Origin of the sequence: Paenibacillus anaericanus, assembly GCF_003994475.1 — a bacterium.
In the GTDB taxonomy this organism is placed as follows: domain Bacteria; phylum Bacillota; class Bacilli; order Paenibacillales; family Paenibacillaceae; genus Fontibacillus; species Fontibacillus anaericanus.
On sequence record NZ_RZNY01000001.1, the window covers coordinates 241,487 to 263,419 of the forward strand.

A 21,933-nucleotide genomic window follows, 5' to 3' on the forward strand; every position below is an offset into this window, starting at 1 on the left:
CACCTCCTAATGTTCATTGATCGAATCAGATGGCAAAATAAAAACGCCTATGATGGCGTTAAAGGTGTTGCGTAGTATCGTCATAAAACGTTATCTACCCGCACTGGCAGAGAGTTGGAGCCAAAGCGGGAATTGTCCACCAAGACAAACATAATCAACAATTTTCAGGTTACCTGTTATGTTTGTATTGCCGTTATTTAATATATTCCCGTTAGTACCGTTCCCAGCAAAGATGGTAATGTTTGCATTCATCATTACTAAAGTTATTTTTCGCCCCTTCGGTAATAGGTTTTCAGCGGTTGTTATATTATTAATTGTTCCAGATCCTTCTACGAAAAATATAATCCCATCAGGTGGGATTATTAGTGTATTAGCGGCGTTCAAGGTGTTCCCGTTAAACCCATTGCCTCGTGAAATGTTGTTATCCATAATACATTTAACAGTTTCTATCTTGAAGTCTCCTGCGCTGCCTGAATCGTAGATATCACATCCAGTAATGAGTACATTTTCAGCCGTCGCTCCTACCCGAATCCCGAATGCTTGAAAACTTCCCGGCTTATTGCGAATGATGCAATTTTTAATCTGTACATTTTTTGATGGTCCCACAAAAGGTTCACCTTGTCCGCTTGTGCCCTGGTAAACATAAATTCCATTGTTTGAGCCGAATGCAACACCATAATCAAACAAGTTGTTGCCTTTAATTATGCAAGAATCAATTATTGCCTCCTCGCAGGAGTTAACTTCGATACCCATTACTCCATTGTCTCGTATTAACACACCTTGCACCATGACATCTGAGCAGTCGCCTAAATCTATACCTGACCCCCTGTTACCCGTGATGGAACCGCCGCGAATAGTTACGTTTGATGTATTAGCAGTAATACCAGCACCTATCAGCGTTTCCGTTCCATTGTCATGCACATTATTATTATCTAGGATGGTTTCGTTTAGCTGTGTTATAACACCGTTAAATCCATTGTTACTTACTTCGTTTTCTGCAATGTAAATTCTGCCTACCGGTAGATGGCGATCAGAAGAATCAGAAAAACACCATATTCCCATCTGGCCGTTATCGTTCACTTTGTTTCTGGTAATGGTCATAACGTTTGACGGGTACATTGTAGCAGTCATGTACTCAACCACTAGACCGCTATCAGAGTTCATTTTAATTAAGTTGTTATCTATAATCATGTCCGAACAGTTCCTGAGCAGTACAGCTGCGGAATTACTGCCTGTTATTAAGCAATTTTTAATTTGAGATTGATACACCGTTCCTTGATCTGAGTTTTTTTCAACAAACAAACCACGGTTAATACTGTTTCTGATCTCTAAACCGTCCAGAATAAAGTTTCCGCAGTTAAGTACATTAACACCATCGGTATATGGGAAACTGTGTGCCGAATCTTTGTCTACATCGACAACGAGATTCACAATTCCGAAATTTTGAATACTGCCTCCAATGACAAAATGCGTCTGATCTGGCGCATCAATCCGCTTAATGACTGATAATTTACCTTGTCCAATCAATAAGACGTTAGATTTAGCAATAACCTTGCTGGATAAGTAAGTGCCTTTCGGAAAATATACTACACCACCACCCGCATCCGATACTACAGATATTGTGTCGTTAATGATTTGAGTGTCGTTGGTTACATCATCACCTTTAGCACCTTTTGATTTTATATTTATCGAAATACCCGCCAACTGTTCATCGAAGTTATCTAATCTACCACCCAGTACAGGAAACAGCCCTCTAGCGTCTGTGACCTCCGGGCTACTGTCCCCATCATTAAGGATGAGATTGTCAACTCGATCATTAGTATCGCCAATAAGTCCAACTGTATTGTCTATGGCTTGTTTCACGTTACTGCCCGAAACTTTTCCGCTGTACGTTATGTTCTGCGCTGGATGGGCTGCAGCCGATTCCTTATGACCAGTAATTAAACTTAATAGAGATGCTAATGCATTTTTAACCTTTTCAAAGTTCCTGTTTACCTTCGGGTACGCTTGCCATAGTTCGTCTGGGTTATTGGCATGTCCATTATCCTCACCTTTAATTATTTCAAGATCCTCCAATCGGTCCACCTCCTACACATACTTTTGATGGAATTTAATCACCATCGAAAAATTCATTCCTGATCCCGCTATTTGAATAGGTGATGCTCCAATAGGTAAAATTCCGAATCGAGCATTCGTATTATGGAGGACGTTTTGACCTCCAATTTTTGCGGTCTTACGCTTGAAATCCAGCGTTAATGTTCCGGACATTGGAACTGTATATATGAATTGAACGCCACCAACCGTGAGAGACAAAGAAGAAAACGCCCCTGTGATTTCAATGATCGGCTGGACGTTCTGGGTTCCGTAGTTGTTCACTATTAAGTTTCTTGCGGTTGTGATTGAGTATCGATATCTAGTATCCACGCTGATCCTACTATCAACTGAAATACGGCTATCAACATTTATTTCATCCGATCGATAGATGCTATAAGCAAATGGATCAAAGGCGATGAACGGTAATGTGAATGTCCCAAGACCCACAGATCTACCAATCTGCAAGTCACCTGAGTACCGCACGAAATACTGTCTGTCAGGCTGACTTCGGAATATCAGTGGTAACGTCTTAGGTCTACCGTCTGAACCGATTAAATGAACCGCTAGAGCAGTTACAAGCCTCTGCAACTCAATAGAGTTTCTTGCGACCAGTGCGCACTCTAGTGGCATTTCTCGCGGTCCTAAATAAGCCCCGAAATCATATGCTCCATGCATATGTGGCACTGTAACGATATTATCCACCGTAGAAGGAGCAATAGGGCGCTGTGACTCTCGCAACACCCTCATGCCCAGCTCCCGCGGAGTCTTGCCACCTAGTGATAAAACTACATCAGCACTACTCATACAGGAGCACCTCCCAATCCTCTTGCATTGCCTGTCACCACTCTGGCAAATCTTTGTCCCAACTTGTTGATATCGTCATCTGTACGAACAACAAAATTAGCCCCGCGGAACATATCCGCGAAGTTGTTGTGTACGACATCTCCGGCCATACTAGGCGTGGACGAAGCTCTGTTGCCTGATTGACTACCAGTTGTGCTGATAGACATGTCCATTGCTTCCATCCCTGGTATAGCTGCACTAGCCATTGCGCGGGCTTGCTTCTCGATGTCAGATATCTTGTTGTCTAATCCCAACACCAAGCCTTCGCCAGTGTCTTCACCGATACGCCTGGTAACCTTAGATGGAGAGTTTATTTGAAGCTCTTTTTTCAATCCGCCCTTAACGGATCTTCCCATTTCGGAGGACAGATCAACTATTTTATCCTTTGAGCTTTCCATACCACCAAACAGACCATCCATGATGTTTTTCCCGATATCACTTAGATCGATCCCTTTGAAAAAACCAATAATTTCATCCCAAATCTTCATAACATCGGTTTTGATTTTGCCTGTGGTCTGAGTTATCGAAGTCCACATGTCATTGATCTTCTTCGTCGAGTCGTTATAGACACCAGTCCAAACTTCCGCAACCCCATTTTTAAAATATTCCCACTTAGACAGTATCTCTCCCGTTTCCCAATTGACCTGTTTAGCATGCTCTCCCGCTTGCTTCTTAGCTTCGTCGACGACACTTGTATGCATCCCTTCTGCATGTGAGACCGTCTCGTCACGTTGACGTTTGGCTTCTGCGATGAGTTTTTCGGCCTGTTCTGAGGATATCGTGCCCATCTCGTCACGTTGCTTTATGATCTGAGCGACAACGTTCTGATACTGTTCTTCAGCCTGTTTTATAGTGGTGTCGCGCTGAGAGACGCTGTTTTTAACAACCTCGGCTGCTTGTTGAGCGGATAACTCAGACGCTTCAACTTTCAATCTCTCATATAGCGCCGTTTGTTCATCAACGCTATTAGTCAGTACCTCTGCTCCCGTTTTCGTGAAGCTTTCTTGAATCTTTATGATCTCGTCATATTCTTGTTGAGTAATGCCTCGCTTTTCCTCCATAGCAGCAAGCATTATTTCAGCAACACGGTTCTGGCCAGACAATACTTCTTCCGCTTGTGCTGCATGAGTACCCTTTAGGCGTTGTAAGGCACCGTTCTTTTCCTGCTCGGTTAGCTCCTTAGAGTTAGTCAAAAAAGATTCCATCTGGACTAACTGTTCTGCGTGATCTTTGCTCATGTCTTCTGTAATTTGATTTCCCATCGCAAAGAATGTATCTGCTATTTCTGATGCTGTTTCTTCGGTCACTTGAGATGCCGACCATTTCAAGCCGTTCAGTTCAGTAGTAGCTTTAGTCCGTAGTCCCAAGAACGCCTCCACAGTCTCGTTAACGCCTTTACGTAGTTCTGCGCCCCTCTTACCAACGGCTAATGCGCCGCGCGCTGTGGATTCTTCTACAACTCCTTCAGAGACATCGCCCATATCTTCCAATGCGGGCACAACACCGTTTTCAATGGAGCTCACAAGGTCATCAGCAGACAATGACGCTGCATCAAATCCAGATGTTAGATCGCCGATACCACCGCCAGCCCCCCCACTACTAGACCCAGCGGATTGGGCTTCGAGATCTTTTAATTTTGCTTCCATCGCTTCTAATGATTTGACCTGATCATCGATGATCGGCGCGATATTAATAGCTTCTTTGACGGCATCTCCAACGGAGATCATATCGGAGTTAAGTCCGTTTTTAAAGCTATCAGCAAAACTTTGCCCGGCATCTTGCCACTTAGGGTTATAGGTGTTCAGGAGTTTGATGATCTCATCATTATGCTTGCCTATAATCAATTTACGAGCTTCAGCCTGTAGACTCTCTTGCTCGGTGAGTTGGTTGAAATGCTCTTTGAGAGCGTCCTTCTGTCCTCCGAGCTCGTCCTGAACTACCTTAGTGCGATCCTTCTCTTTCTCTTTGAGATCATCATAATGTTCTTTAAGAGATGTCTTCTGCTCAGTAAGACCCGCCTGTACAGCCGAAGTTCTTTCTTTTTCTTGCTCCTTGATCGCTTCGATTTCCTCTTTAACTTGTTCTTTGCGCAGACTAGCAGCTTCCTTTGCTGCATCGATCTGAGCTTTAAGCCCTTCCTTCTGCGACTTCCGTTGTTCTAGGAGTTGGGCTCTGTCATAATCTGCCAGTGTCTTGCTTAGATCGGCTTGTATCTTTGCTCGCTCTTCAGCTGTTTCAGCAGCAAGTAATTGCTTATTAAACTCTGCGACCTTCGTCTGATGTTCCTGCTCTTTAGCTGCCTTATCCTCTGCCTCAGTCTGACCGTCTATGCCATCTATTTGATCTTGGAGAGTCTTAACCTGTTTATATAACTCTTCATCAATCAGTTTCAGTTTCTCAGTCTGCTCCTGATCGTAAATCTTCAATCGGGCCTCAGATGCCTTTTTCTCTGCCTCAGTTTGTTTATCAAGCGACTTGGTCCGATCGTCGGCTTCTTTCTCCAAGTTCTTAATAACTAACTCAGACGCCTTCTTCTCGGATTCTACCTTTAAATCTATCGCAGCAGTTTGTGACTTCTCCTGCTCTGAATATTGCTTTTTAAGAGCTGTTACTATGGAATCACCAAGTTTGTTTACAGTGTCGGTGCTTTTCGCTAGCTGTTCCTTGGCAGAGTCAACTTGCTCTTTCAATGTATCGGTAATAGCCTTCAGATTGTCTTTAGCTGCTTTAGCTGCCTGTTTAGTTCCATCACCAACACCAGATGCGATCTTATCCCCGATTTCCTTGGCGTGTGTACCAGAAGCCTTAGAGGTGTCACTTAGAGATTTAGTAGCACTATTTTTAAAGTTCTCGAAGCTACCAGAAGCCTTATTGAATGCTTTTTCAGAGGCTTCTCCGTACTTCTGGACGCTTGGAATCGATTGTTGGCTCATATTCCTGTTAACAATAACGAATGCACCCGCTAATGCTGCAAGCGCTGCTACAGCAATGCCGATAGGCCCGAGCATAGTCGTTACCGCGACTCTTAACACCCCTGCAGCTTTTGACGCTACCGTCATACCTGTTGCAGATGCTCCGGTTGCAGTACCTAGTGTTCCAGCAGCTACAGCGGCGGTCTTTTGAGCAACAGAAGCGGCACCTAATGATGCTGATAGCTTGCTAAATATGCCGATCGTGCTACTAACTGCTGTGGTCAACTTACCCATTACAATCAATGTAGGACCAAGTGCGGCAGAAACGGCGGCTATGGAGATGACGGTATTTCTAGTAGATGCATCCAGATTTTCAAACCATATTGCTCCAGCTGCAAGCTTATCGATTAGCGGTTGGAGGCTGTCCAATAACTTGAGTAATGCTGGTATAAGAGCGTCGCCTAACGTTATACCAATATCAGTCAACCTATTCTTAAAGATTTTTAATTGCGATTCTGAGGTCGCATATCTCTGAGTTGCTTCATTCGTAAGAGCGATATTCTCATCCCATGCTTGATTACCAAGCGCCAATGATTCACGCATTACATCCCCAGCGCCAGCGGACCGAAGCAAAGCATCCCGCAAACGCACCTCGGAAAGTCCCAGAGCATCTATAACGCCGAAGGTGTTGCCACCAGCTTCATTGATTGCTCCCAATCCCTCAATAAAGGAAACAATTGCCGTAGCAGCATCCTCTTTAAAGGCTTGTGCGAATTGAGTAGAACTCATGCCGGCTACCGCAGCAAAGTTTTCTAGCTCTTTGCCTCCGCTGTTAACCGCTGATGCTAGGTTAATCATGAGCTTAGAAATTGCGGTACCACCAGCTTCAGCTTCAATGCCGACACTGGATAGAGACCCAGCGAATGACATGATTTGTGCCTCAGACATTCCGACTATGTTACCAGCACCAGCTATCCGTAGGCCCATCTCCACGATTTCAGACTCTGTTGCAGCTAAGTTATTACCTAGAGCTACGATTGTAGCCCCAAGCCTGTCAAACTGGTTCTGCGGCATCTGAGTAATGTTTGCGAGTCTAGCCAATGCCGTTGCTGCTTGATCACTGCTTAGGTTTGTTGCGACACCTAAGTCAACCATGGTGCGGCTAAAGCTTAGGATGGCATCTGTCTTTATGCCTAACTGCCCAGCAGCTTCACCTACACGAGCAATCTCTGTTGCAGCAACCGGTATATCTTTTGCCATGTCTCGGATGCCTGTACTTAGGGTTTTAAATTGTGCTTCCGTCGCGTCTACCGTTTTTCTAACCCCAGCAAACGCACTCTCGAAGTCAATCGCTGCCTTAGCGGATAATCCTCCTACTGCAGCTAATGGGGCGGTGACGGTCATGGTGAGATTTTGCCCAGCGCTGGACATGGAGTCGCCAGCTGATTTCATTTTTTTACTAACGCCGTCCAAAGTAGTGGAGAGCTTGATCCATCCCGACTCCTGCTTTGCAATCTCTACACTGGTCTTGTTTAACTCCGTGGATAACTTGTTGTAATCAGACTCGGCCTTGTTAACTTTAATCGTGTTGGCATCAACTGATTTGGCATTACTATCCACAGCCCGAGTTGTTTTCTGATACTCCTGATTAAGCCCGTCCAACTCCGCTTTAAGCTTCTGAGTCTCTTCAGACTCTCTACCAGTTGCAGCGGCGCTTGCCTCAAATGCAGCTTTGGTATCCGCAATTTTCTGTTTCAGAGTCTCGGCAGCTTGACCGTTCTTATCCATGATGTCTTTGGACTTTTGTAAAGCTTCCTGATAGGCTACGACCTTCGCCTTCTGGATCTCCATTTGCTTAGAGAGAGCGTCAGATTTAAGCTTTAGCCCTTCAGTATCGTTGCCATATGACTTTAGGATACTGGAACCTTTATCAAACTCGGACTTGACCAGTTTCATCTGTCTGTCTAGTCCCGCTAGTGTCTTTTCCAGTCCCGTATCATCTATAGCTATCCTCGTGACAAGACCAGCGACTTCAATATTTTCAGACATTACTAATTCTCACCCCCTGTCCGTCACAGTCCCATTGCGTCTAATTCACTGTGCTGTTCTTGTCTCGCTGCATCGCCCGCATGTTTTAACAAGCGGAAATAAAAAAAGATGTCCATCTCGTCGATCTGACCGAGTGACCATCCTTGTCGCATCAAATTTAGATATAAGTCGTTGATAAAGCTCAGAGGATCGTAATCCTCGTTTATGCGTTTGGGTCCGCATCTTCCGTTCCGATAGAGTCAGAACCACCATGGATGATTACATTGCAAAGATTTATAACTTCATCCAATATTTTTCTTGCATCAATACCGTCATAGCACTGGTCAAACGTAAACTGTCCGCCAAACGCAATGACAATATATTCGATCATTTCATCAACAACATCTTCAGTGATGTCGGTTCTAATTTGCTTCTGTAACTCAAGTGTCTTTCTAAATAAACGACCTGGCACAAATGATTGAACGAATTCCTTTTTTTCTCCATCGATAACTAGTGATATTTTCATGTATAGACCTCCCATTCAAATTTAAAAGAGGGGTTTCCCCCTCCGAGCATTAAGGTGTTGGTACCCAATCCAGCGTAGCTTTGTATTTCAGCTTGGCTTTTGTGCGAATGACAAACTCATAACTCCCTGCTGGATTGTTGTCACTAAACCAGAGCGTTTCTTGATCATCTAGAACCAGTGGATTGCCATTCTTGGTGATGTAAATGAGATTGCTAACTGCGAGGGATATTCTCGCTCCGCCTGAACCCTTCAGTTCATACTCAACGTGATTTACTCCGTTGTGCATTCCCTCTTGACCTGTAGGACTCCAAGTTGCAACAAGCGGAGTTGTTAATTTGGGATGTATACCGTGTCGAAGAATGTATCCAAAAACTCAGGAGTAACACCTGTGTCTCCATCAGTGACAGAGTACTGCCAACGCTCGTCTGTTTGACGCGAAATGAATGTAGCATTCAAAGTCGGCGTTTGGTACGTAGGAGTATCAGTCTTGGTGTTTGCTTCTTCAGCTCCAAGCGTAAAGCGGCCTTTGTACAACCACACATAGCGGAATTTCTTATTCGCCATACGCCGACGATATCCAATAGCCACATACGGACCGATATCAGTTGATTTTTTATCTAGCCCGCCATTATCATCGATCGCATGGCCTAACAATTTAGCTTGATCTTCTGTCGGAACTTCTGCCGTGTTTAACGCAACTGCAATATCTCCCATGGCGCTTGTAGTGTCATAAGCAATGTCATCTGCGTACAGAGTGGCACTGTTAACGGTTGGTGTAATGGTTGCTTGGATCGCTCCTGGCAACCTTTTAACCACACCGTATGTTTCCAATTCCTCATCTGTCATAACTGCATAAACAAGATGATCCAAACCGACTGGGATATTACCTTTAGCCATCTTTTCACTCTCCATATTCAAAATAAAAAGCGCCCTGCAAAGGCGCTTAATTTGTTGCTGTTATTCGGTTTCGAGCATCTTCGTTCGGTACCTGAGCACTTTATGATGGACCTGCACACCATCCTCATACTGATCAGCAGCAAGTGAACGCGACCATCCCTCTGCCTTCATTGTTTTAGCGACTTCACCTGTTATGGTAGAGGTGCTGCTCTTAGACCAAATATCGATTTGAACGACTATTGATGATGCATAAGCCTCATCATCTGCAAAGTCTGAATCTCGGTTATCGACTTCAAAGAAGGTGATCCGTGGGTACTCGTCCGCTTTCGGAGCTGCTGACTGGTATATGCGCTGACCGCCCAGCAAAGTGACTAAGGAGGCATTGTCCAACAAAGCAGCGCGAACAATTGTTTTAACATCCGTCCTCATCCTCTCAGCCCCTCTCTAAATGTTTCAACCATGATATTGAGAGCGGCACCCTTACGAGCATGAAAAGCGGGTTCTTTATACGGCTGCGCACTCATTTTTGATGTGCCGAACTCCAGAAGGTGCGTTCTCCAACTTGTCTTTTTGGTTTGCCTAACCAGTACATACTTCACACCTTCTTTCCTCATGACCCGAGTAACGTATATATCATCTTGTATGTGAGTTCCACTGGGTTTGTCAGATACAGCGACTATCGAGCGCTCCTCTTCAGCGATCAATTCGCCTGCGGATGTCAATGCAACTCTCTCAACCTTTGCTGAAGCATTTCCTAGCCTGCGTCGAACATCGGCAAGCATCGCATCAATTCCAGTCATCTCCATACCACTCATCCGTTGTCACGCTCTAGCGCCATGATCCAAGTCTCGACTCCGTCACCCTTAACATCATCTAACACGGATTTAATGTCATAAATACGATCTGTTTCAACACCGTCAACGACCTTTTTACCGTGGACAATGCGCATATCAGGTGTAATACCTGTCCGGTACCGTATTTCAAGTTGGATCATCTTATCGACGTTAAGGCCAGCAGCTTGATACGTTTCACGCCATCTGGTAGTCAGTGGTTTACGGCAGGCCCATAAGGGCATCCAATCAACCCAGCCGGCAGTGGAGATGCCTTCATCATCCGCCACAAAACCCTTACTTTGCAGCAGTATCCTCTTGTTGTACTTCTTTGGATTTGTCTTCTTCTCCACCAAATAGATCACCTACCTCAGGCTTAGGTTTCGTGGATGTTGGTTTATCCTCTTTGCCAATCCAACCACCTGCCTGCAGTTTCTTAACTCTTTCCTTATCAGACGTGGTGTAATGGTCACCAATTTCGTTAATTCCACCAGTTGCACGATCCCTAAACTTCTTCAATACCGGATATTTCGCCATGCTCATCACCCCGTTTTCAAATGCAAGATGATCGATTGAAGGGAAAAACTAACCTTATCGATCTCGATACCAGGATTGCGATTCTCGTAATTCAACGCTACGAGAAGCATGACCGCCAGTTGGTACTTGGCGGTCTCCTTCTTCTCACTAGGCACTCCAGCTTCAAGCAAATACTCCTCGGCTGAAGACACCAAAAAAGCGAGGTACTCATCGTCCTCACTCCCATCAATTCTTAAATGCGATTTTAATAACTTCATGTCCACAGACATCAGCACCACCCCCTATGGAGTCGGTATCCAGTCCAGTGCAGCCGTATAAAACTTACCGCCTACTGTTAGGACCTCAAAGATATACTCTCCAGCAAGGTTGTCGTCACTAAACCATATGGTTTCTTGATCGTCTGGCGTCAGATTAACACCATCTTTCTTGATGTAAGTCACTGCGCCAGCAGCGAGGGAAATTCTCGCTCCTGCACCATCCAACAGCTCGAATTCAGTGTGATTCACACCTTCATGCTCGCCCTCACGGCCTGTTGGATTTAATGTAGCCGGCGAAGGAGTTAGGACTTTTTTGCGATACGGAAAGCTGATTTCAATTTGATTTGGTGATCGATCCATGCAGTCAGAACGAAATCCCAAATGCCTGTGCGCACGTTCTTATCACGATCATAGATGATTTCAGGATCGTAGTTGAAGTGCGAGTAACGGAAGTCTCCGATCACCGGATCGACTGCTAGGTCGCAGAATTCAACAGGCTTGCCCAAGACTTGCTCCGGTTGTGCTTGATATAACGTCGCATTACCGTTTGCCAAGTCTTCAATGATATCCATATAATCTGCATAACGCATGGTGATTGTGGCGGTTTCACGGAAATCTTCTGGAAGATCAGCGATAGCTGCTTTAATTGCCTTGAACAGCGTGGCACCCGGCACTTCTTTAATGACGGAGACAGCACCGTTTTTCTGATAAAAACTCATGTGTTCTTCGCCTGTCTTCGGAGTCTTAGTAAACGCCACCTTCTTTTCTTTCGCAGCCAAACCTGAGCGCAGAGCCCCTTCAACTGTTTGTACTAAATTTGTGTCAGTGGCCGCAAGGATCGTTTCGGATACAGGGGCGAACACCTTGAATTTATGACGGCCGAAGTTTACAACATCACCACTGACTTCAAGTTCTTTCGCAGTTTCTGTGTCGGCAATGAAATCGTCGTCGTCAAGTTGGAACTCCACTTTAGGGATTTCAAGGTTTGTTACGCTTGTAAATGTGGAGATATCACGCAATGGGTTCTTCACAAATGGCTCGTGCAGAAGTTCAGTTGTCATAGTTGATGGAAGGATCTTCTCTCCACCAGTGCTATTACCATCGCCCAGAGCAGCCCGTACTTCAACAGGCACTTCATGACCTTTAACAGTAGCTCGCATCAATGAAGCTTTAGCCGATAGAGTCTGATTTTTAGGATCTGCATTAAACGTAGGTTCCTTCTTTTGCAAAGACGCTTTTTGCTCTGCTTCCATCAGGTCGTGTTCCTTCTGCAAGATGTCGAACCTAGCTTGCAATCCTGCTTCCTTAGTTGCCAGTGCAGTGATATCTTCCGTCTTCGATTCTGGTTCAGATGCCTTTACCAACTTATCTTGTTTAACTGCTGCCAGAGCCTGTCCAATCGTAACCAAGTCGTTCTTTACATCAAAAAGTGTTTTAGCCATTCAAAATACCTCCCAGGTATGAATTCAAATTTTGTAATTCTGTTTTTGCTGTTGCTGCAATATTTTGCAGGTACTCCCTTTCCTTCGTCCCCACCGATGCATTAGGCTCGTCAGGTTGAATTGTAGTAAGCCCCTTCGGCACATTGCGGTACTTGGCAAAGAGTTCATCGCTCACACATGCAGCAGCTTGATTCGCGTCTCCGACAACATCGCACAAGCCATAGTCAAGGCATTCTTGAGCAGATAGCCACGTTTCGGCGTCAAGCAACTCAGTCAGCTTGGTTTCGTCCAGCTTGTCACCAGAACGATCCAGATAGGTTTGCTTCATACTGCCACCGATACGATCAAGATCTTCCGCAGATTTCCGATGATCATCTGCATTCCCCGCCGTAACTCTCCATGGATTGTGGATCATCATCATTGCATTGCGTGGCATATGGATCTCATCACCAGCCATAGCAATCACTGATGCGACAGAAGCGGCCAACGCATCTACATGTACGATCACTCGGGCTTTATGACGTTTAAGCATGTTGCCGATAGTTACTCCCTCGGTTACAATTCCGCCCGGTGAATTGATGTATAAATGCAATGTTGAGATGTCTCCTAATGCATCTAGCTCCCTTTTGAAACTGTTGGCGCTGGTGTCTGAATCGTCCCACTGCCATGACGTGATCTCGCCATAGATGTAAAGCTCGCCATCACCTTCTTTGGCAGCTGCTTTGAAACTCCAGTACTGCTTTTTCTCTCCCTTTTTCATTCTTCACTCACCCCCTTTCCCGGTTTTCTTCTTTGTTCAATAGGTGTGTCGATTGTGTACAGATCGCCACTGATCCAAAGCTTGTCAGCCATACCACCCTCTGGAGGTAAATCCTCAAGCCTACGCACTTCGTCAGGTTTCATCCCTGCACTCCTCAACATAGTTTGATAAAAGGCAGTCCGTGCTGCTGTATCGCCTCGTAGCAAACCACCCATATTAAACTTGAAGTACAGTCCCTTTCTCCGATCCGCTTCGTTCAATAACTTCCTGTTAAACTCATGCTCGTATTGCCGCACATCCGGAGTAAGTTTCATCTGAACGAACTGCATCATGGTCTGCTCGTTTGATGCGTAACTCTGCCCCTCGCTATCATTCAGGAAGCTTCCCGGGACATTAAAAACGTTAGCGACCCTTGAGCGAGTTATCCGCTCGGATGCTAACGTGTCTGATGCAAAGTATTTCTTATCAATCTCTTTCAAGTTGACGCCCGGTTCCTTGAACAATATCCCGCCATTTTCACTGTAGAATCGCTTGAAGTCATCGACTATCTTCTGTCTCTTATCTGCGTCCACATTAGCCCCGTATTCAAGAATGAAGCTGTCTTTCTTCTTCATCTCGGACAAGCTAAACTCTTGGACGGCTTTGTCATACTCCAAGGTGTTTCTAAGGACGGCAAGCGGGCTAATCCCCTTCCACCTAGACGATCCGGTTATGTGCTTGACGTGGATCATGTCCATGTTGTGGAAGTAGTACGTACCGCCGACACCACGCACTTCATACCAGAGTACCCCATCATCGGTGTTGATGATTGGAGTTACAACCGTTGGATCAATAGGTGTTATCGAACTGGGCTGGGCCCGTATATCACGACCAATGACGGCGTACCCGTTACCAGTCTCATTTCGGGACACTTCCAACTTGTTGATCAACTCAAACCCACCCATATTGGGATTTGGATTGTTAATGAGCAAGTCCGAAGCTTCATGATCCGTAATAATCTCATAGTTACGGTACAGCTTCAGTGGCAGCGCCGACATTGTATTTGCCAGTCGAGTAATAATTGCAAAGATTGTCTCATTCGTCGCCAGCTTACTATTATCGATTCCCCAGAATGTGCGACCAGCCCATGAAGAGAAATCAAACCCAGCGCCCTTCCACCCTGCTACCGCTGCTTTTGCAGCACCTGTAATTCGTTGATACCATTTCAAAACCTCACCCCCTTTCCCGGTCAAAGATCATTGACGGAAATGAACTGTATGTCTCCGCCGCCTGTAGGGACGGCCATCATCTTAACAACTTCCGTATGGGCATTCAAAAAGGCCGCAAAACCGTCAATCTTACGGTAGCGACCTTGTTTTGTTGGCATCCAGTTCTTTTTCGAATCCTCAACTAGCTTTACGTTGTTGAGGTACCAACGGAATAGAGGATTGTTGTTATAGACCACCTTGCCATCGATCAACATCTCTTTGGCATCTTTCAGTGCTGGACTGAGCGTCATTGGACCCTGACGAACATCCAGTGTTTCAAATCCATACGCTTTTAAATCCTCGACTAAGCGGTAAGCGTTGGCCGGGTCATACCCAATTCGCTCAATGTGGAAGCGCTTGGCCTGATTTACGAACCAGTCATAGATCATCTCGTACTTTACATATCTACCAGGACAAATAGAGAGAAGCCCCTCTTTTTTCCATTCATGAAATGGTAGCCCTTCGTTATCCAGGTCAACCTTGCGCTGCGGCACCCATGAGTGAGATATAACAGCTACTCTACCGTCATCCAATGGGAACTCCATACAGGCTGAGGTGAAGTCCTCTGATTGTGACAAATCGAAGCTACCGATACAGACTTTACCTTCAAGCTCCTTCTCATCGATACATCCGTTGTTTTTCTGAATGATCTCAAAGTCCACGAAAGACTGCTCGTCTGACTGTACGAATCGATTGAGTCTCTTAGTAATGAAGTCGTTCCGCTCAGCAGGAATATGTTTGCGATCTTCCCACTCCTTGAGCATATCCTCCATCTTGATCGTGACACCCAAGTTCGGGTTCGCCTTTATCCAATTGGCTGGGTTTTCTACGTCATCCTCAGGGTCGATCTCGGCCATAAAATAGAAGCTTTGTTCGGCTTGTATGACCCCATCAAGCACATCAGCCGCCTTACCGTAATAATCCATGAGAGGACCATCTAATTGATATCCCGCTGTCGTGATGTACAAGATCATCGGCTGAGTGCGAGCACCAGTCGAGTTCTTGATGACATTGATTAACTTGTACTTCGTGTACTCATGAATTTCATCAAAGGCGCCCATACTGCAATTCTTACCGTCTAGCTTTTTGCTATCAGTAGCAAGAGGTAGTATCTTGGACATTGTTCGTCTGAAACGTATCTCATGCAAAGTCTCATCAAAATGCTTCCGTAACAACGGGGAAGCCTTAATCATGGCCTTACATTCGTCAAACATGTCTCTCGCTTGCTCTTTTGAGTTAGCAAGCTGATAAACCCGGGCGCCCTTCTCCCCGTCCTTAGAAGCGGCATAAAGTGATAGTCCTGATACCATGGACGTTTTACCATTTTTACGCCCCATAAAAATAAGCCCCTCGCGGAAGCGACGGAGCCCAGTATCTTTATGCACCCAACCATAGAGTGACCCGATTATGAAGTGTTGCCACGACTGTAACTCTAGTCGATCGAAGTCACCCATCGAAGGTTTACAAAAGTTTTCGATGAATTCTATCGGTCTGTAGCCCATTTCTTCGTTAAAAACATACGGAAAGGAGGCTGTTCCTTGCTTTTTTAGGTCACTAAAATGACGCTGACAAGCCTGTTTTACCTTTTTAGAGGTTACGATCTTTCCGTTTATTACATCGAGAGCATATTGATTTGTTTGTAATTTAGGCGGCTCAGAAAGTGGTAAAAGCATCGGATGATTCGCCACCTTCCGGACTGACAACACCGGACACCTTTCTATCCGAAGCAGGGGTAAGTTTTAACTCAGCCTGCAGCTTCCGTTGATGCTCAATTATTTTGATAACCGCATCAACGGACTTGTTCTGTCGGTATATTTCCTGCGTTCCGTTCCTAAACAGCTCAACAACTCCGCGATCTTTAATATCTTCGATGTGTTGCTGTTTCAGCTGCTCTAACAAGGCCATATTATCCGTAATCATGATCGTCCGATCAGATAGATTGTCGTCGATTTCCAATTCACTGATAATGATTTCAAATAACTTTTTAGCGGATCGATGTCTAATCTCTTTTTTTGGTTTGTGCTCCATGACACCCCCCCCTCGTATAGAAAAATGTCTCCACGCCGAAAACGATTGGGCTCTCCGGTCCCCTGCGCCTCTGTCGCCCAAAATCGAGGGCAGGGGGGCATCTGTTCGCGTTTTTCGGGTAAAATCCCCGCAATCGACGCAGAATGCCGCAAATCGCCCTTCAAATGCGTCTCATGACGTGCCTTTTTCGGCGAATCCCATGTACATCGCACAATCACCACCTCTCAAGGTTAGCCTCAGCCTTCACTATGACCGCTCTACGCTTCTTCTCAGGCTCTTTCTTCTTTCCGCCACCCTTCTCCGGGTGTTCCTTGTTGTGACATGTAGGGCAGATGCTCTCAAGGTTGTCCTCATCAAGAGCAAGCTCTGGATAGTCCTCTAATGACTTGATGTGATGGACCGTGTTGGCCGTTGTGATGATCCCTTTCTTTAGACATGGCTGACAAAGGTAATGATCTCTTTCTAAAATGACAATCCTGCATTTCTTCCATGCCGTTGTCTTGTAGAAAGGATTGACCTTCTTCATTTGAACACGATAGTGAGTATCCATGTGTAGGTCATGATCGCTAACCATATCCACGGATCGGTTAAGCACCTGCCTATGAAACTACGCTTGAACTTGGAGTAAACTCTCCCTAGTTCGGTATGCCACTTAATATTGCGGTAGTGCCTAAACTTTAGTTCCTCCAATGGTCGTTGATTCAAATACCTGATGCTGTACGGCATGATCATCTTTCCGTATCTGCGATAGAACTGAAAGGTTTGTTTTAACCTATCGAAGTCCATATACCAAGGCTTTGCTTCATCTCTCAACAGTTCCTGTATTACATCATCTGTTAGTGGCTTATACCCATGACGCTTCAACCATCTACGCTTACGCTCATCTGTAATTAGTTCATACATCGTCTTCATTCTCCCTCCTATTTCCAGACAACAAAAAAAGCCCAGCACTCAGCAGCCGTTTGATTGGCATACTGAACACTGGGCCTCTAGGGTCTCTGGTTCATCGAATACTATTTTCACAATGCTTCTCATTCGTGTTAGTAATAATGGCATTATCGTACATCATGCACCGATGAGTTGAGCCATCGGCATATAGTTGAAGACACTCAGAACAAGCTACTACAACAGGCGCATGTTCTCGGAATACCTTCCATTGATCGCCGTACCATTTTGTTTCCATCTGATCGGCCAGTTGTTCTGGTACATTGAACTCGTTAAACACCTTGCACCTGGTACATATAATCTCTGCTTTGCCTTCTATCTTAGCAAGAAGCTTATTGCACTTTCTACACCTACATTCTTGCATATAGTTCCTCCTCAGAACTGATCGTATAGCCCTATCTCAAAGCGTCTGTGTGACGCATGTAAGAACGCTATGATATTCCCGTTGTTGCTCTTGGGTAGATGATCAAAGTGATCTCTTACCTGCTCTTCCCATTGCTCTATCGTGATGTCATATGAGATCAGATGATCTATCTGTTTTCTAATAGATGTGTATTGCTCTTCTGTAACTCTCATATGCTTCTTATGTTTATTATCAAAGAAGTATCTCAGATAGGTTTTTATATATGGATGATCTTCATTTCCTAAAGCGATGTATATGTTTAAATCTTTTTCATTCGTTATTATAAGATCATTAGTTATTAGCGTTGGATTTTCCACAACTGGAAAACCCAATTGTGGACGTAACGACGGGCTTTCGTAAATATCAAGTTCCCACGACATGATCTTTCCTCGGTCATTCTTGACTGGATATCTGTGTACATAACCCAGTTGCTCCAGCTCTTTCATACCTGTTCGGATACTGTCCTTTTTCTCTGTTGTGTGTTTAACTAGTTCATCCAGATAAAAGTGGAAACTATCTGGTTTGGACAACATGTATGATAACAATCCACGAGCCTTGAATGAGAGGCGTTTGTCATGAAGCGAATCGTTTAGGATTCGGGTGAACGGTGGCGCATGTTTACCTGACTTATTAACTCTATGTGTTGCCACCTCGCTCCCCTCCGGTTAATTAAACTTCCGCCATCACTCTGACCATGATCTCATTTGCTCGCTTGTGAATAGCGCTAAAGGCATCAGACCACGTACGGTCATGTCCAGCATCTTTGCCAACGACCACATGCGCGAATTCATGTGCAAGCACCTCCGCGGCTGCAGTAACCTTGATATGCGGAGAAATGCCCACTATAGGTATAGGCTCCATATCGTCGTTTGGAAAGAAAGTATACCCGTAGTACGGCTTCTGGAATGTCAATGCCCTGCCAACCTTCTCTTTGAACCCGTCTCCTGATAACGTGGGGTCCCAGTGTATTAGAGCATCAATCTCGGGATACAACTCTTTAGCTGCCACGATAACAGCGGAAAAAATATCATTGTCGATATACATTTAGATTAAACCTCCTCATGCACGAATCTCGCTTTCTTCACTCGATACAACGCCACGAAGATTCCCTTCTTCGGTTGCTACAAATAAAGTTATGTTGTTCATTGCTTCAGATAGAATCTTGCCGCCATCAGCCATTGCCGCTTTGATCCTCTCTAATGCCTCGTCGAACTCTTTAGTTGTTCTGGCTGTGATATTAACCGTCAAGTTCCCAACATTCAATGGCTTCGGTTCACTCAACCCAAGATCATCTTCAATGCTATCTAACACCTTCTCGATACGATCCTCGAAAGACTTTCGTCCGCTTTGGATTGAGGATTCTCTTCTCAACACTTCGAGACGTTCCAAGTATTTCATCTTTAATTCAACATCCTTGCTGATAGGAAGATACTCCGACAACGAACACATATACCTGTCGCCATCCTCTATAGGATCAAGTCCCAACTCATCTTTAATCTGATTAATCGTAGATGCTCCCGAGCTCAACTCTCTTTGCGCTTCTTTAATTCTGTCTGGTGCTATCATTCAAATCATCCTTTCGTCCTCTGTTGTTCCTACCAACACAAATAAGACAGCAAGAGCAGCTGCCGTGATTAACACTTTTCTTTTCAATTCATTCACCGTCTCTTTACTCGATAATAACTCGGGCACCGAGCTTTTCAAACCACTGAACATGACTGCATGTCGCCACGGGATTAAGCTGCCATTGACCTATGAGAACTATAAGCATCGCTTCATGATTTAGTCCATCCAAGAAGGTGGGATTCCTGCCTACAAACTTTACTCTCGCATCCTTTGGATGTTTGTCCCGGACAAGTCTCCATAAGAATTTAGCCTGTTCCACATTCTTTCCAATCACGAGTATAAGTTCTGTACGCCTTGGTTCCGATTCACTCATCAAGTACCCTTTCTTCACGTTCCAGTCAATCATGTTTTGTCGTGAGTCGTCTTGTATGTTGTGCGCGTTATCCATTTGGTTCACCCTTTCGTTATCTCCCGAACTCTAACAACGCAGGCCCAATGTAGGTCGTTTTCCCGGTGTCCATGTCCACGAATTGCGCGTTAGCTGCTTCTATATACTTTCTTGACATTATCTTATTAACTTCATGCATAGCGCTATCGCCGTTTGTGTATCCGCCTATCCAGGAATTTGAAACACTCTGTATATCTTTAAGTCTGCATTGATCGGCCTTACCCATTCAGTCCACCTTCCCCCTCAACCTCTAGCCTCAACGCATCCATCTTCTCTTTAATCAGCGCCTGAATCTCTGCTTCTTTTCTCGCAGCATCCTCGTGATTGTCATTAGGATCCGCGAACCTCTTCTGCACACGTCTGATTCGTGCCTGAAGCTTTCGGATCTCAATGTCAGTGTAATGCACTAAATATTCATGATCACAATGCGGACAATTGAAGTATGTCTTCTCAACCTTATCTGGCAGCTTCGCGGTCTTAAATGACTTAACCTCGAACTCCTTCTGACAACCGGCATTGCAATAAATTTTAAGGTTGCTCATCATTCACTAGTCCCTTCAAGAGTTCGTAGAGCGCTACTCTAACAGATGCTTCGTAGTCAGGAACCAGTCTGTTCGTTGTGTTATGTTTTATAATCTGAGCATCGTCCAAAGCCATGTCGATTTTAGCTTTTAAATCCCCTTCGTTAATAACAAGAGTGAATTTTGTTCGTACTACGACTGAACCATAGTGACATGAATCTACATACAAAGTGGCTACTTCCGGTGTGATATTAACAATCATGATTTCCAAATTAATCACCCTTTCTTTATAAAATGAGCTCCCCAATAAAATAGGAGAGCGATAAGTATAATTATTAAATATAACCACCAATAGTTGATTAACTTTTCACCTTCGGTCATGTGGATCATGTCATGTATGAACTGTTTCATTAGATGCTCCTTTCGGACTAAAGAAAAAGCCGCTCATTTGAGCGACTTAATTTTTTCGTTTTTTGAAGATTAAACTTTTATGAATAATCACAAATGGGTGCTTAATATTTAGCCAAGCTCTATGTATCTTGAATTTTTTAATTTCGAACGGCGTCATCTTTACAAATCTATCGTCTGTTTTTGAGCGATCGGCATTAAATTTCCAATATCGCTTAATAACAGTCCCGCTTGCCAGTTCATACGTTAGTATCAATGAAGTTTTAGCGTCAAATGAAAAATAAGAGTCTTGTGTTATTGAATAAACACATGTGTCACCAGATTTCATTTCTGTGCGTCCAATCAGATCAAGTTTTATAGTGTCATAGTATTTATATGACTTCTCCATAACATTTACCCGTTGTACATTTTTGATAAAATAACCTTGCACTTTAATTTCAAATGCATCACTGTGCCCTGAATTAGCAACCATAACAACAAATTCCGGTCCTGAGGATGTTTCTAAATTGAATGTAACTCTTGTAACACGAAGCTGCGTTATGACCCCAGTATCTATAGCTCGTTTAGAAACGACTAAAGACACATAAGCAATAAAAATAGCAGCAATTGAACCCAGAGCCTGAATCCAGTCAGTAACACTTGATTTTTTTACTAAGTCTAGCAATACATCTACCAAATATCTCCCCCCTCGAGATCGTGATTCGACTTTTGAAAGGAATACCCTCTTGATTCAAAAGTACAGCACCCGTTAGTGTGTTATAGCCTATTTATATATTCCATAATCTCACTACCCAACCTAAATGATTCTTGTCTAACATTTGATTGGTACTTATCATACATTTCAGTGCTAAATTCCCCATCTTTGAACCAGTACTTACTGTAGTAATCATTATATAGTTCAAATATTTTTGTAATATGATCTTTTTTGTCTGGTAGATATTTCGCCATTTCACTTGGAGATGGCAGTGCGATTAACTTCGCATATTTTAAAGTTGTAACGTCAAGACTTGAATACTGACCCACTACTGCATCATGTAAATATTTAACGTCTTTTTTTACGCGTTCAAGATATATCGCAGAAATATATTCCTGTTCTTCTTCCTGCTTTTTGATTTGTTCCTTATTGAATAATAAGCTTTCCCTAGCTGCATTTGCACTCTTTATAGCTGCAAAGGCACTTGTAATTGCAGTAGCAACTAAAAGAACATTTGATAGTGTCGTCCATTGAATAACCATATTCA

The 21,933-nt window shown here is 44.2% G+C and carries 28 protein-coding genes; all 28 read right to left on the bottom strand.

Annotated features, from left to right (window positions below):
• Positions 1-90 precede the first annotated feature (90 nt).
• The 28 genes from EJP82_RS01230 to EJP82_RS01360 all read right to left on the bottom strand — a co-directional run bounded on the left by EJP82_RS01230 (position 91) and on the right by EJP82_RS01360 (position 21,928).
• Entirely contained in the window at positions 91-2,085 is a 1,995-nt protein-coding gene (locus tag EJP82_RS01230) for a right-handed parallel beta-helix repeat-containing protein (protein ID WP_127190188.1), read from the bottom strand.
• A gap of 3 nt (positions 2,086-2,088) precedes the next feature.
• Complete coding sequence (locus EJP82_RS01235) at positions 2,089-2,898, bottom strand: distal tail protein Dit (RefSeq protein WP_127190189.1); 810 nt, start codon at positions 2,896-2,898, stop codon at positions 2,089-2,091.
• Positions 2,895-7,898 (bottom strand): phage tail tape measure protein, encoded by a 5,004-nt coding sequence (locus EJP82_RS01240; protein ID WP_127190190.1) that lies wholly within the window; start codon positions 7,896-7,898, stop codon positions 2,895-2,897. The genes EJP82_RS01235 and EJP82_RS01240 overlap by 4 nt, the downstream gene beginning before the upstream one ends.
• A 202-nt stretch (positions 7,899-8,100) precedes the next feature.
• A complete protein-coding gene (gpG, locus tag EJP82_RS01245; RefSeq protein ID WP_127190191.1) occupies positions 8,101-8,403 on the bottom strand; it encodes a phage tail assembly chaperone G in 303 nt (100 codons plus the stop codon).
• 49 nt (positions 8,404-8,452) lie between these two features.
• Complete coding sequence (locus tag EJP82_RS01250; protein WP_127190192.1) at positions 8,453-8,689, bottom strand: hypothetical protein; 237 nt, start codon at positions 8,687-8,689, stop codon at positions 8,453-8,455.
• Positions 8,690-8,733: 44 nt separating this feature from the next.
• On the bottom strand, positions 8,734-9,300 hold the full coding sequence (locus EJP82_RS01255; protein WP_170220101.1) for a major tail protein: 567 nt from the start codon (positions 9,298-9,300) through the stop codon (positions 8,734-8,736).
• Positions 9,301-9,360: 60 nt separating this feature from the next.
• Positions 9,361-9,729 carry a tail completion protein gp17 gene (gp17, locus tag EJP82_RS01260; protein WP_127190194.1) on the bottom strand — a complete coding sequence of 123 codons (369 nt, stop codon included), beginning with the start codon at positions 9,727-9,729 and terminating at the stop codon, positions 9,361-9,363.
• Positions 9,726-10,106 (bottom strand): HK97-gp10 family putative phage morphogenesis protein, encoded by a 381-nt coding sequence (locus EJP82_RS01265; RefSeq protein ID WP_246053936.1) that lies wholly within the window; start codon positions 10,104-10,106, stop codon positions 9,726-9,728. The genes gp17 and EJP82_RS01265 overlap by 4 nt, the downstream gene beginning before the upstream one ends.
• Positions 10,107-10,111: 5 nt before the next feature.
• On the bottom strand, positions 10,112-10,483 hold the full coding sequence (locus tag EJP82_RS01270) for a phage head closure protein (RefSeq protein ID WP_170220102.1): 372 nt from the start codon (positions 10,481-10,483) through the stop codon (positions 10,112-10,114).
• Positions 10,428-10,667 (bottom strand): hypothetical protein, encoded by a 240-nt coding sequence (locus EJP82_RS01275; RefSeq protein WP_127190197.1) that lies wholly within the window; start codon positions 10,665-10,667, stop codon positions 10,428-10,430. Before EJP82_RS01275 ends, EJP82_RS01270 begins: the two co-directional genes overlap by 56 nt.
• A gap of 5 nt (positions 10,668-10,672) precedes the next feature.
• A complete protein-coding gene (locus EJP82_RS27870) occupies positions 10,673-10,936 on the bottom strand; it encodes a head-tail connector protein (RefSeq protein WP_246053937.1) in 264 nt (87 codons plus the stop codon).
• Between the two features lie 12 nt (positions 10,937-10,948).
• On the bottom strand, positions 10,949-11,284 hold the full coding sequence (locus EJP82_RS27875; protein ID WP_170220103.1) for a hypothetical protein: 336 nt from the start codon (positions 11,282-11,284) through the stop codon (positions 10,949-10,951).
• Entirely contained in the window at positions 11,227-12,366 is a 1,140-nt protein-coding gene (locus EJP82_RS01285; RefSeq protein ID WP_127190198.1) for a phage major capsid protein, read from the bottom strand. The genes EJP82_RS27875 and EJP82_RS01285 overlap by 58 nt, the downstream gene beginning before the upstream one ends.
• The gene (locus EJP82_RS01290; protein ID WP_127190199.1) at positions 12,359-13,126 is read right to left on the bottom strand and encodes a head maturation protease, ClpP-related; all 768 of its coding nucleotides are present in this window, start codon (positions 13,124-13,126) and stop codon (positions 12,359-12,361) included. The genes EJP82_RS01285 and EJP82_RS01290 overlap by 8 nt, the downstream gene beginning before the upstream one ends.
• The gene (locus EJP82_RS01295; protein ID WP_127190200.1) at positions 13,123-14,334 is read right to left on the bottom strand and encodes a phage portal protein; all 1,212 of its coding nucleotides are present in this window, start codon (positions 14,332-14,334) and stop codon (positions 13,123-13,125) included. The genes EJP82_RS01290 and EJP82_RS01295 overlap by 4 nt, the downstream gene beginning before the upstream one ends.
• Before the next feature lie 20 nt (positions 14,335-14,354).
• Complete coding sequence (locus tag EJP82_RS01300; protein WP_127190201.1) at positions 14,355-16,046, bottom strand: terminase large subunit; 1,692 nt, start codon at positions 16,044-16,046, stop codon at positions 14,355-14,357.
• Complete coding sequence (locus EJP82_RS01305) at positions 16,027-16,401, bottom strand: P27 family phage terminase small subunit (protein ID WP_127190202.1); 375 nt, start codon at positions 16,399-16,401, stop codon at positions 16,027-16,029. Before EJP82_RS01305 ends, EJP82_RS01300 begins: the two co-directional genes overlap by 20 nt.
• 214 nt (positions 16,402-16,615) lie before the next feature.
• Positions 16,616-16,927: an HNH endonuclease signature motif containing protein gene (locus EJP82_RS01310; RefSeq protein ID WP_246053938.1), complete on the bottom strand. Its 312-nt coding sequence runs from the start codon at positions 16,925-16,927 to the stop codon at positions 16,616-16,618.
• A complete protein-coding gene (locus EJP82_RS01315) occupies positions 16,924-17,313 on the bottom strand; it encodes a hypothetical protein (protein ID WP_127190203.1) in 390 nt (129 codons plus the stop codon). Before EJP82_RS01315 ends, EJP82_RS01310 begins: the two co-directional genes overlap by 4 nt.
• Positions 17,314-17,404: 91 nt before the next feature.
• Positions 17,405-17,710: a hypothetical protein gene (locus EJP82_RS01320; protein WP_127190204.1), complete on the bottom strand. Its 306-nt coding sequence runs from the start codon at positions 17,708-17,710 to the stop codon at positions 17,405-17,407.
• A gap of 11 nt (positions 17,711-17,721) precedes the next feature.
• Positions 17,722-18,399: a helix-turn-helix domain-containing protein gene (locus EJP82_RS01325; protein WP_127190205.1), complete on the bottom strand. Its 678-nt coding sequence runs from the start codon at positions 18,397-18,399 to the stop codon at positions 17,722-17,724.
• Between the two features lie 19 nt (positions 18,400-18,418).
• A complete protein-coding gene (locus tag EJP82_RS01330) occupies positions 18,419-18,793 on the bottom strand; it encodes a hypothetical protein (protein WP_127190206.1) in 375 nt (124 codons plus the stop codon).
• 15 nt (positions 18,794-18,808) lie between these two features.
• Complete coding sequence (locus tag EJP82_RS01335) at positions 18,809-19,315, bottom strand: hypothetical protein (RefSeq protein ID WP_127190207.1); 507 nt, start codon at positions 19,313-19,315, stop codon at positions 18,809-18,811.
• Positions 19,316-19,418: 103 nt separating this feature from the next.
• Positions 19,419-19,772: a hypothetical protein gene (locus EJP82_RS01340; protein ID WP_127190208.1), complete on the bottom strand. Its 354-nt coding sequence runs from the start codon at positions 19,770-19,772 to the stop codon at positions 19,419-19,421.
• 209 nt (positions 19,773-19,981) lie between these two features.
• Positions 19,982-20,308 carry a hypothetical protein gene (locus tag EJP82_RS01345; RefSeq protein WP_127190209.1) on the bottom strand — a complete coding sequence of 109 codons (327 nt, stop codon included), beginning with the start codon at positions 20,306-20,308 and terminating at the stop codon, positions 19,982-19,984.
• Positions 20,292-20,546, bottom strand: coding sequence for a hypothetical protein (locus EJP82_RS01350; protein WP_127190210.1), 255 nt, complete (start codon positions 20,544-20,546; stop codon positions 20,292-20,294). The genes EJP82_RS01345 and EJP82_RS01350 overlap by 17 nt, the downstream gene beginning before the upstream one ends.
• A 195-nt stretch (positions 20,547-20,741) precedes the next feature.
• Positions 20,742-21,368, bottom strand: coding sequence for a hypothetical protein (locus EJP82_RS01355; RefSeq protein ID WP_127190211.1), 627 nt, complete (start codon positions 21,366-21,368; stop codon positions 20,742-20,744).
• A gap of 80 nt (positions 21,369-21,448) precedes the next feature.
• On the bottom strand, positions 21,449-21,928 hold the full coding sequence (locus EJP82_RS01360; protein WP_127190212.1) for a hypothetical protein: 480 nt from the start codon (positions 21,926-21,928) through the stop codon (positions 21,449-21,451).
• Positions 21,929-21,933 lie beyond the last annotated feature (5 nt).

What these genes read in the sequence shown, in the direction of transcription:
- EJP82_RS01305 (WP_127190202.1), bottom strand. Translation starts at nt 16,401, where the DNA reads ATGGAGCACAAACCAAAAAAAGAGATTAGACATCGATCCGCTAAAAAG.
- EJP82_RS01265 (WP_246053936.1), bottom strand. Translation starts at nt 10,106, where the DNA reads ATGGAGATGACTGGAATTGATGCGATGCTTGCCGATGTTCGACGCAGG.
- EJP82_RS01335 (WP_127190207.1), bottom strand. Translation starts at nt 19,315, where the DNA reads ATGATAGCACCAGACAGAATTAAAGAAGCGCAAAGAGAGTTGAGCTCG.
- EJP82_RS01275 (WP_127190197.1), bottom strand. Translation starts at nt 10,667, where the DNA reads ATGGCGAAATATCCGGTATTGAAGAAGTTTAGGGATCGTGCAACTGGT.
- EJP82_RS01285 (WP_127190198.1), bottom strand. Translation starts at nt 12,366, where the DNA reads ATGGCTAAAACACTTTTTGATGTAAAGAACGACTTGGTTACGATTGGA.
- EJP82_RS01235 (WP_127190189.1), bottom strand. Translation starts at nt 2,898, where the DNA reads ATGAGTAGTGCTGATGTAGTTTTATCACTAGGTGGCAAGACTCCGCGG.
- EJP82_RS01315 (WP_127190203.1), bottom strand. Translation starts at nt 17,313, where the DNA reads ATGAAGACGATGTATGAACTAATTACAGATGAGCGTAAGCGTAGATGG.
- EJP82_RS01360 (WP_127190212.1), bottom strand. Translation starts at nt 21,928, where the DNA reads ATGGTTATTCAATGGACGACACTATCAAATGTTCTTTTAGTTGCTACT.
- EJP82_RS01290 (WP_127190199.1), bottom strand. Translation starts at nt 13,126, where the DNA reads ATGAAAAAGGGAGAGAAAAAGCAGTACTGGAGTTTCAAAGCAGCTGCC.
- EJP82_RS01345 (WP_127190209.1), bottom strand. Translation starts at nt 20,308, where the DNA reads ATGATGAGCAACCTTAAAATTTATTGCAATGCCGGTTGTCAGAAGGAG.
- EJP82_RS01240 (WP_127190190.1), bottom strand. Translation starts at nt 7,898, where the DNA reads ATGTCTGAAAATATTGAAGTCGCTGGTCTTGTCACGAGGATAGCTATA.
- EJP82_RS01350 (WP_127190210.1), bottom strand. Translation starts at nt 20,546, where the DNA reads ATGATTGTTAATATCACACCGGAAGTAGCCACTTTGTATGTAGATTCA.
- EJP82_RS01255 (WP_170220101.1), bottom strand. Translation starts at nt 9,300, where the DNA reads ATGGCTAAAGGTAATATCCCAGTCGGTTTGGATCATCTTGTTTATGCA.
- EJP82_RS01330 (WP_127190206.1), bottom strand. Translation starts at nt 18,793, where the DNA reads ATGTATATCGACAATGATATTTTTTCCGCTGTTATCGTGGCAGCTAAA.
- EJP82_RS01310 (WP_246053938.1), bottom strand. Translation starts at nt 16,927, where the DNA reads ATGAAGAAGGTCAATCCTTTCTACAAGACAACGGCATGGAAGAAATGC.
- gpG (WP_127190191.1), bottom strand. Translation starts at nt 8,403, where the DNA reads ATGAAAATATCACTAGTTATCGATGGAGAAAAAAAGGAATTCGTTCAA.
- gp17 (WP_127190194.1), bottom strand. Translation starts at nt 9,729, where the DNA reads ATGAGGACGGATGTTAAAACAATTGTTCGCGCTGCTTTGTTGGACAAT.
- EJP82_RS01250 (WP_127190192.1), bottom strand. Translation starts at nt 8,689, where the DNA reads ATGCACAACGGAGTAAATCACGTTGAGTATGAACTGAAGGGTTCAGGC.
- EJP82_RS01300 (WP_127190201.1), bottom strand. Translation starts at nt 16,046, where the DNA reads ATGCTTTTACCACTTTCTGAGCCGCCTAAATTACAAACAAATCAATAT.
- EJP82_RS27870 (WP_246053937.1), bottom strand. Translation starts at nt 10,936, where the DNA reads ATGTCTGTGGACATGAAGTTATTAAAATCGCATTTAAGAATTGATGGG.
- EJP82_RS01320 (WP_127190204.1), bottom strand. Translation starts at nt 17,710, where the DNA reads ATGCAAGAATGTAGGTGTAGAAAGTGCAATAAGCTTCTTGCTAAGATA.
- EJP82_RS27875 (WP_170220103.1), bottom strand. Translation starts at nt 11,284, where the DNA reads ATGGATCGATCACCAAATCAAATTGAAATCAGCTTTCCGTATCGCAAA.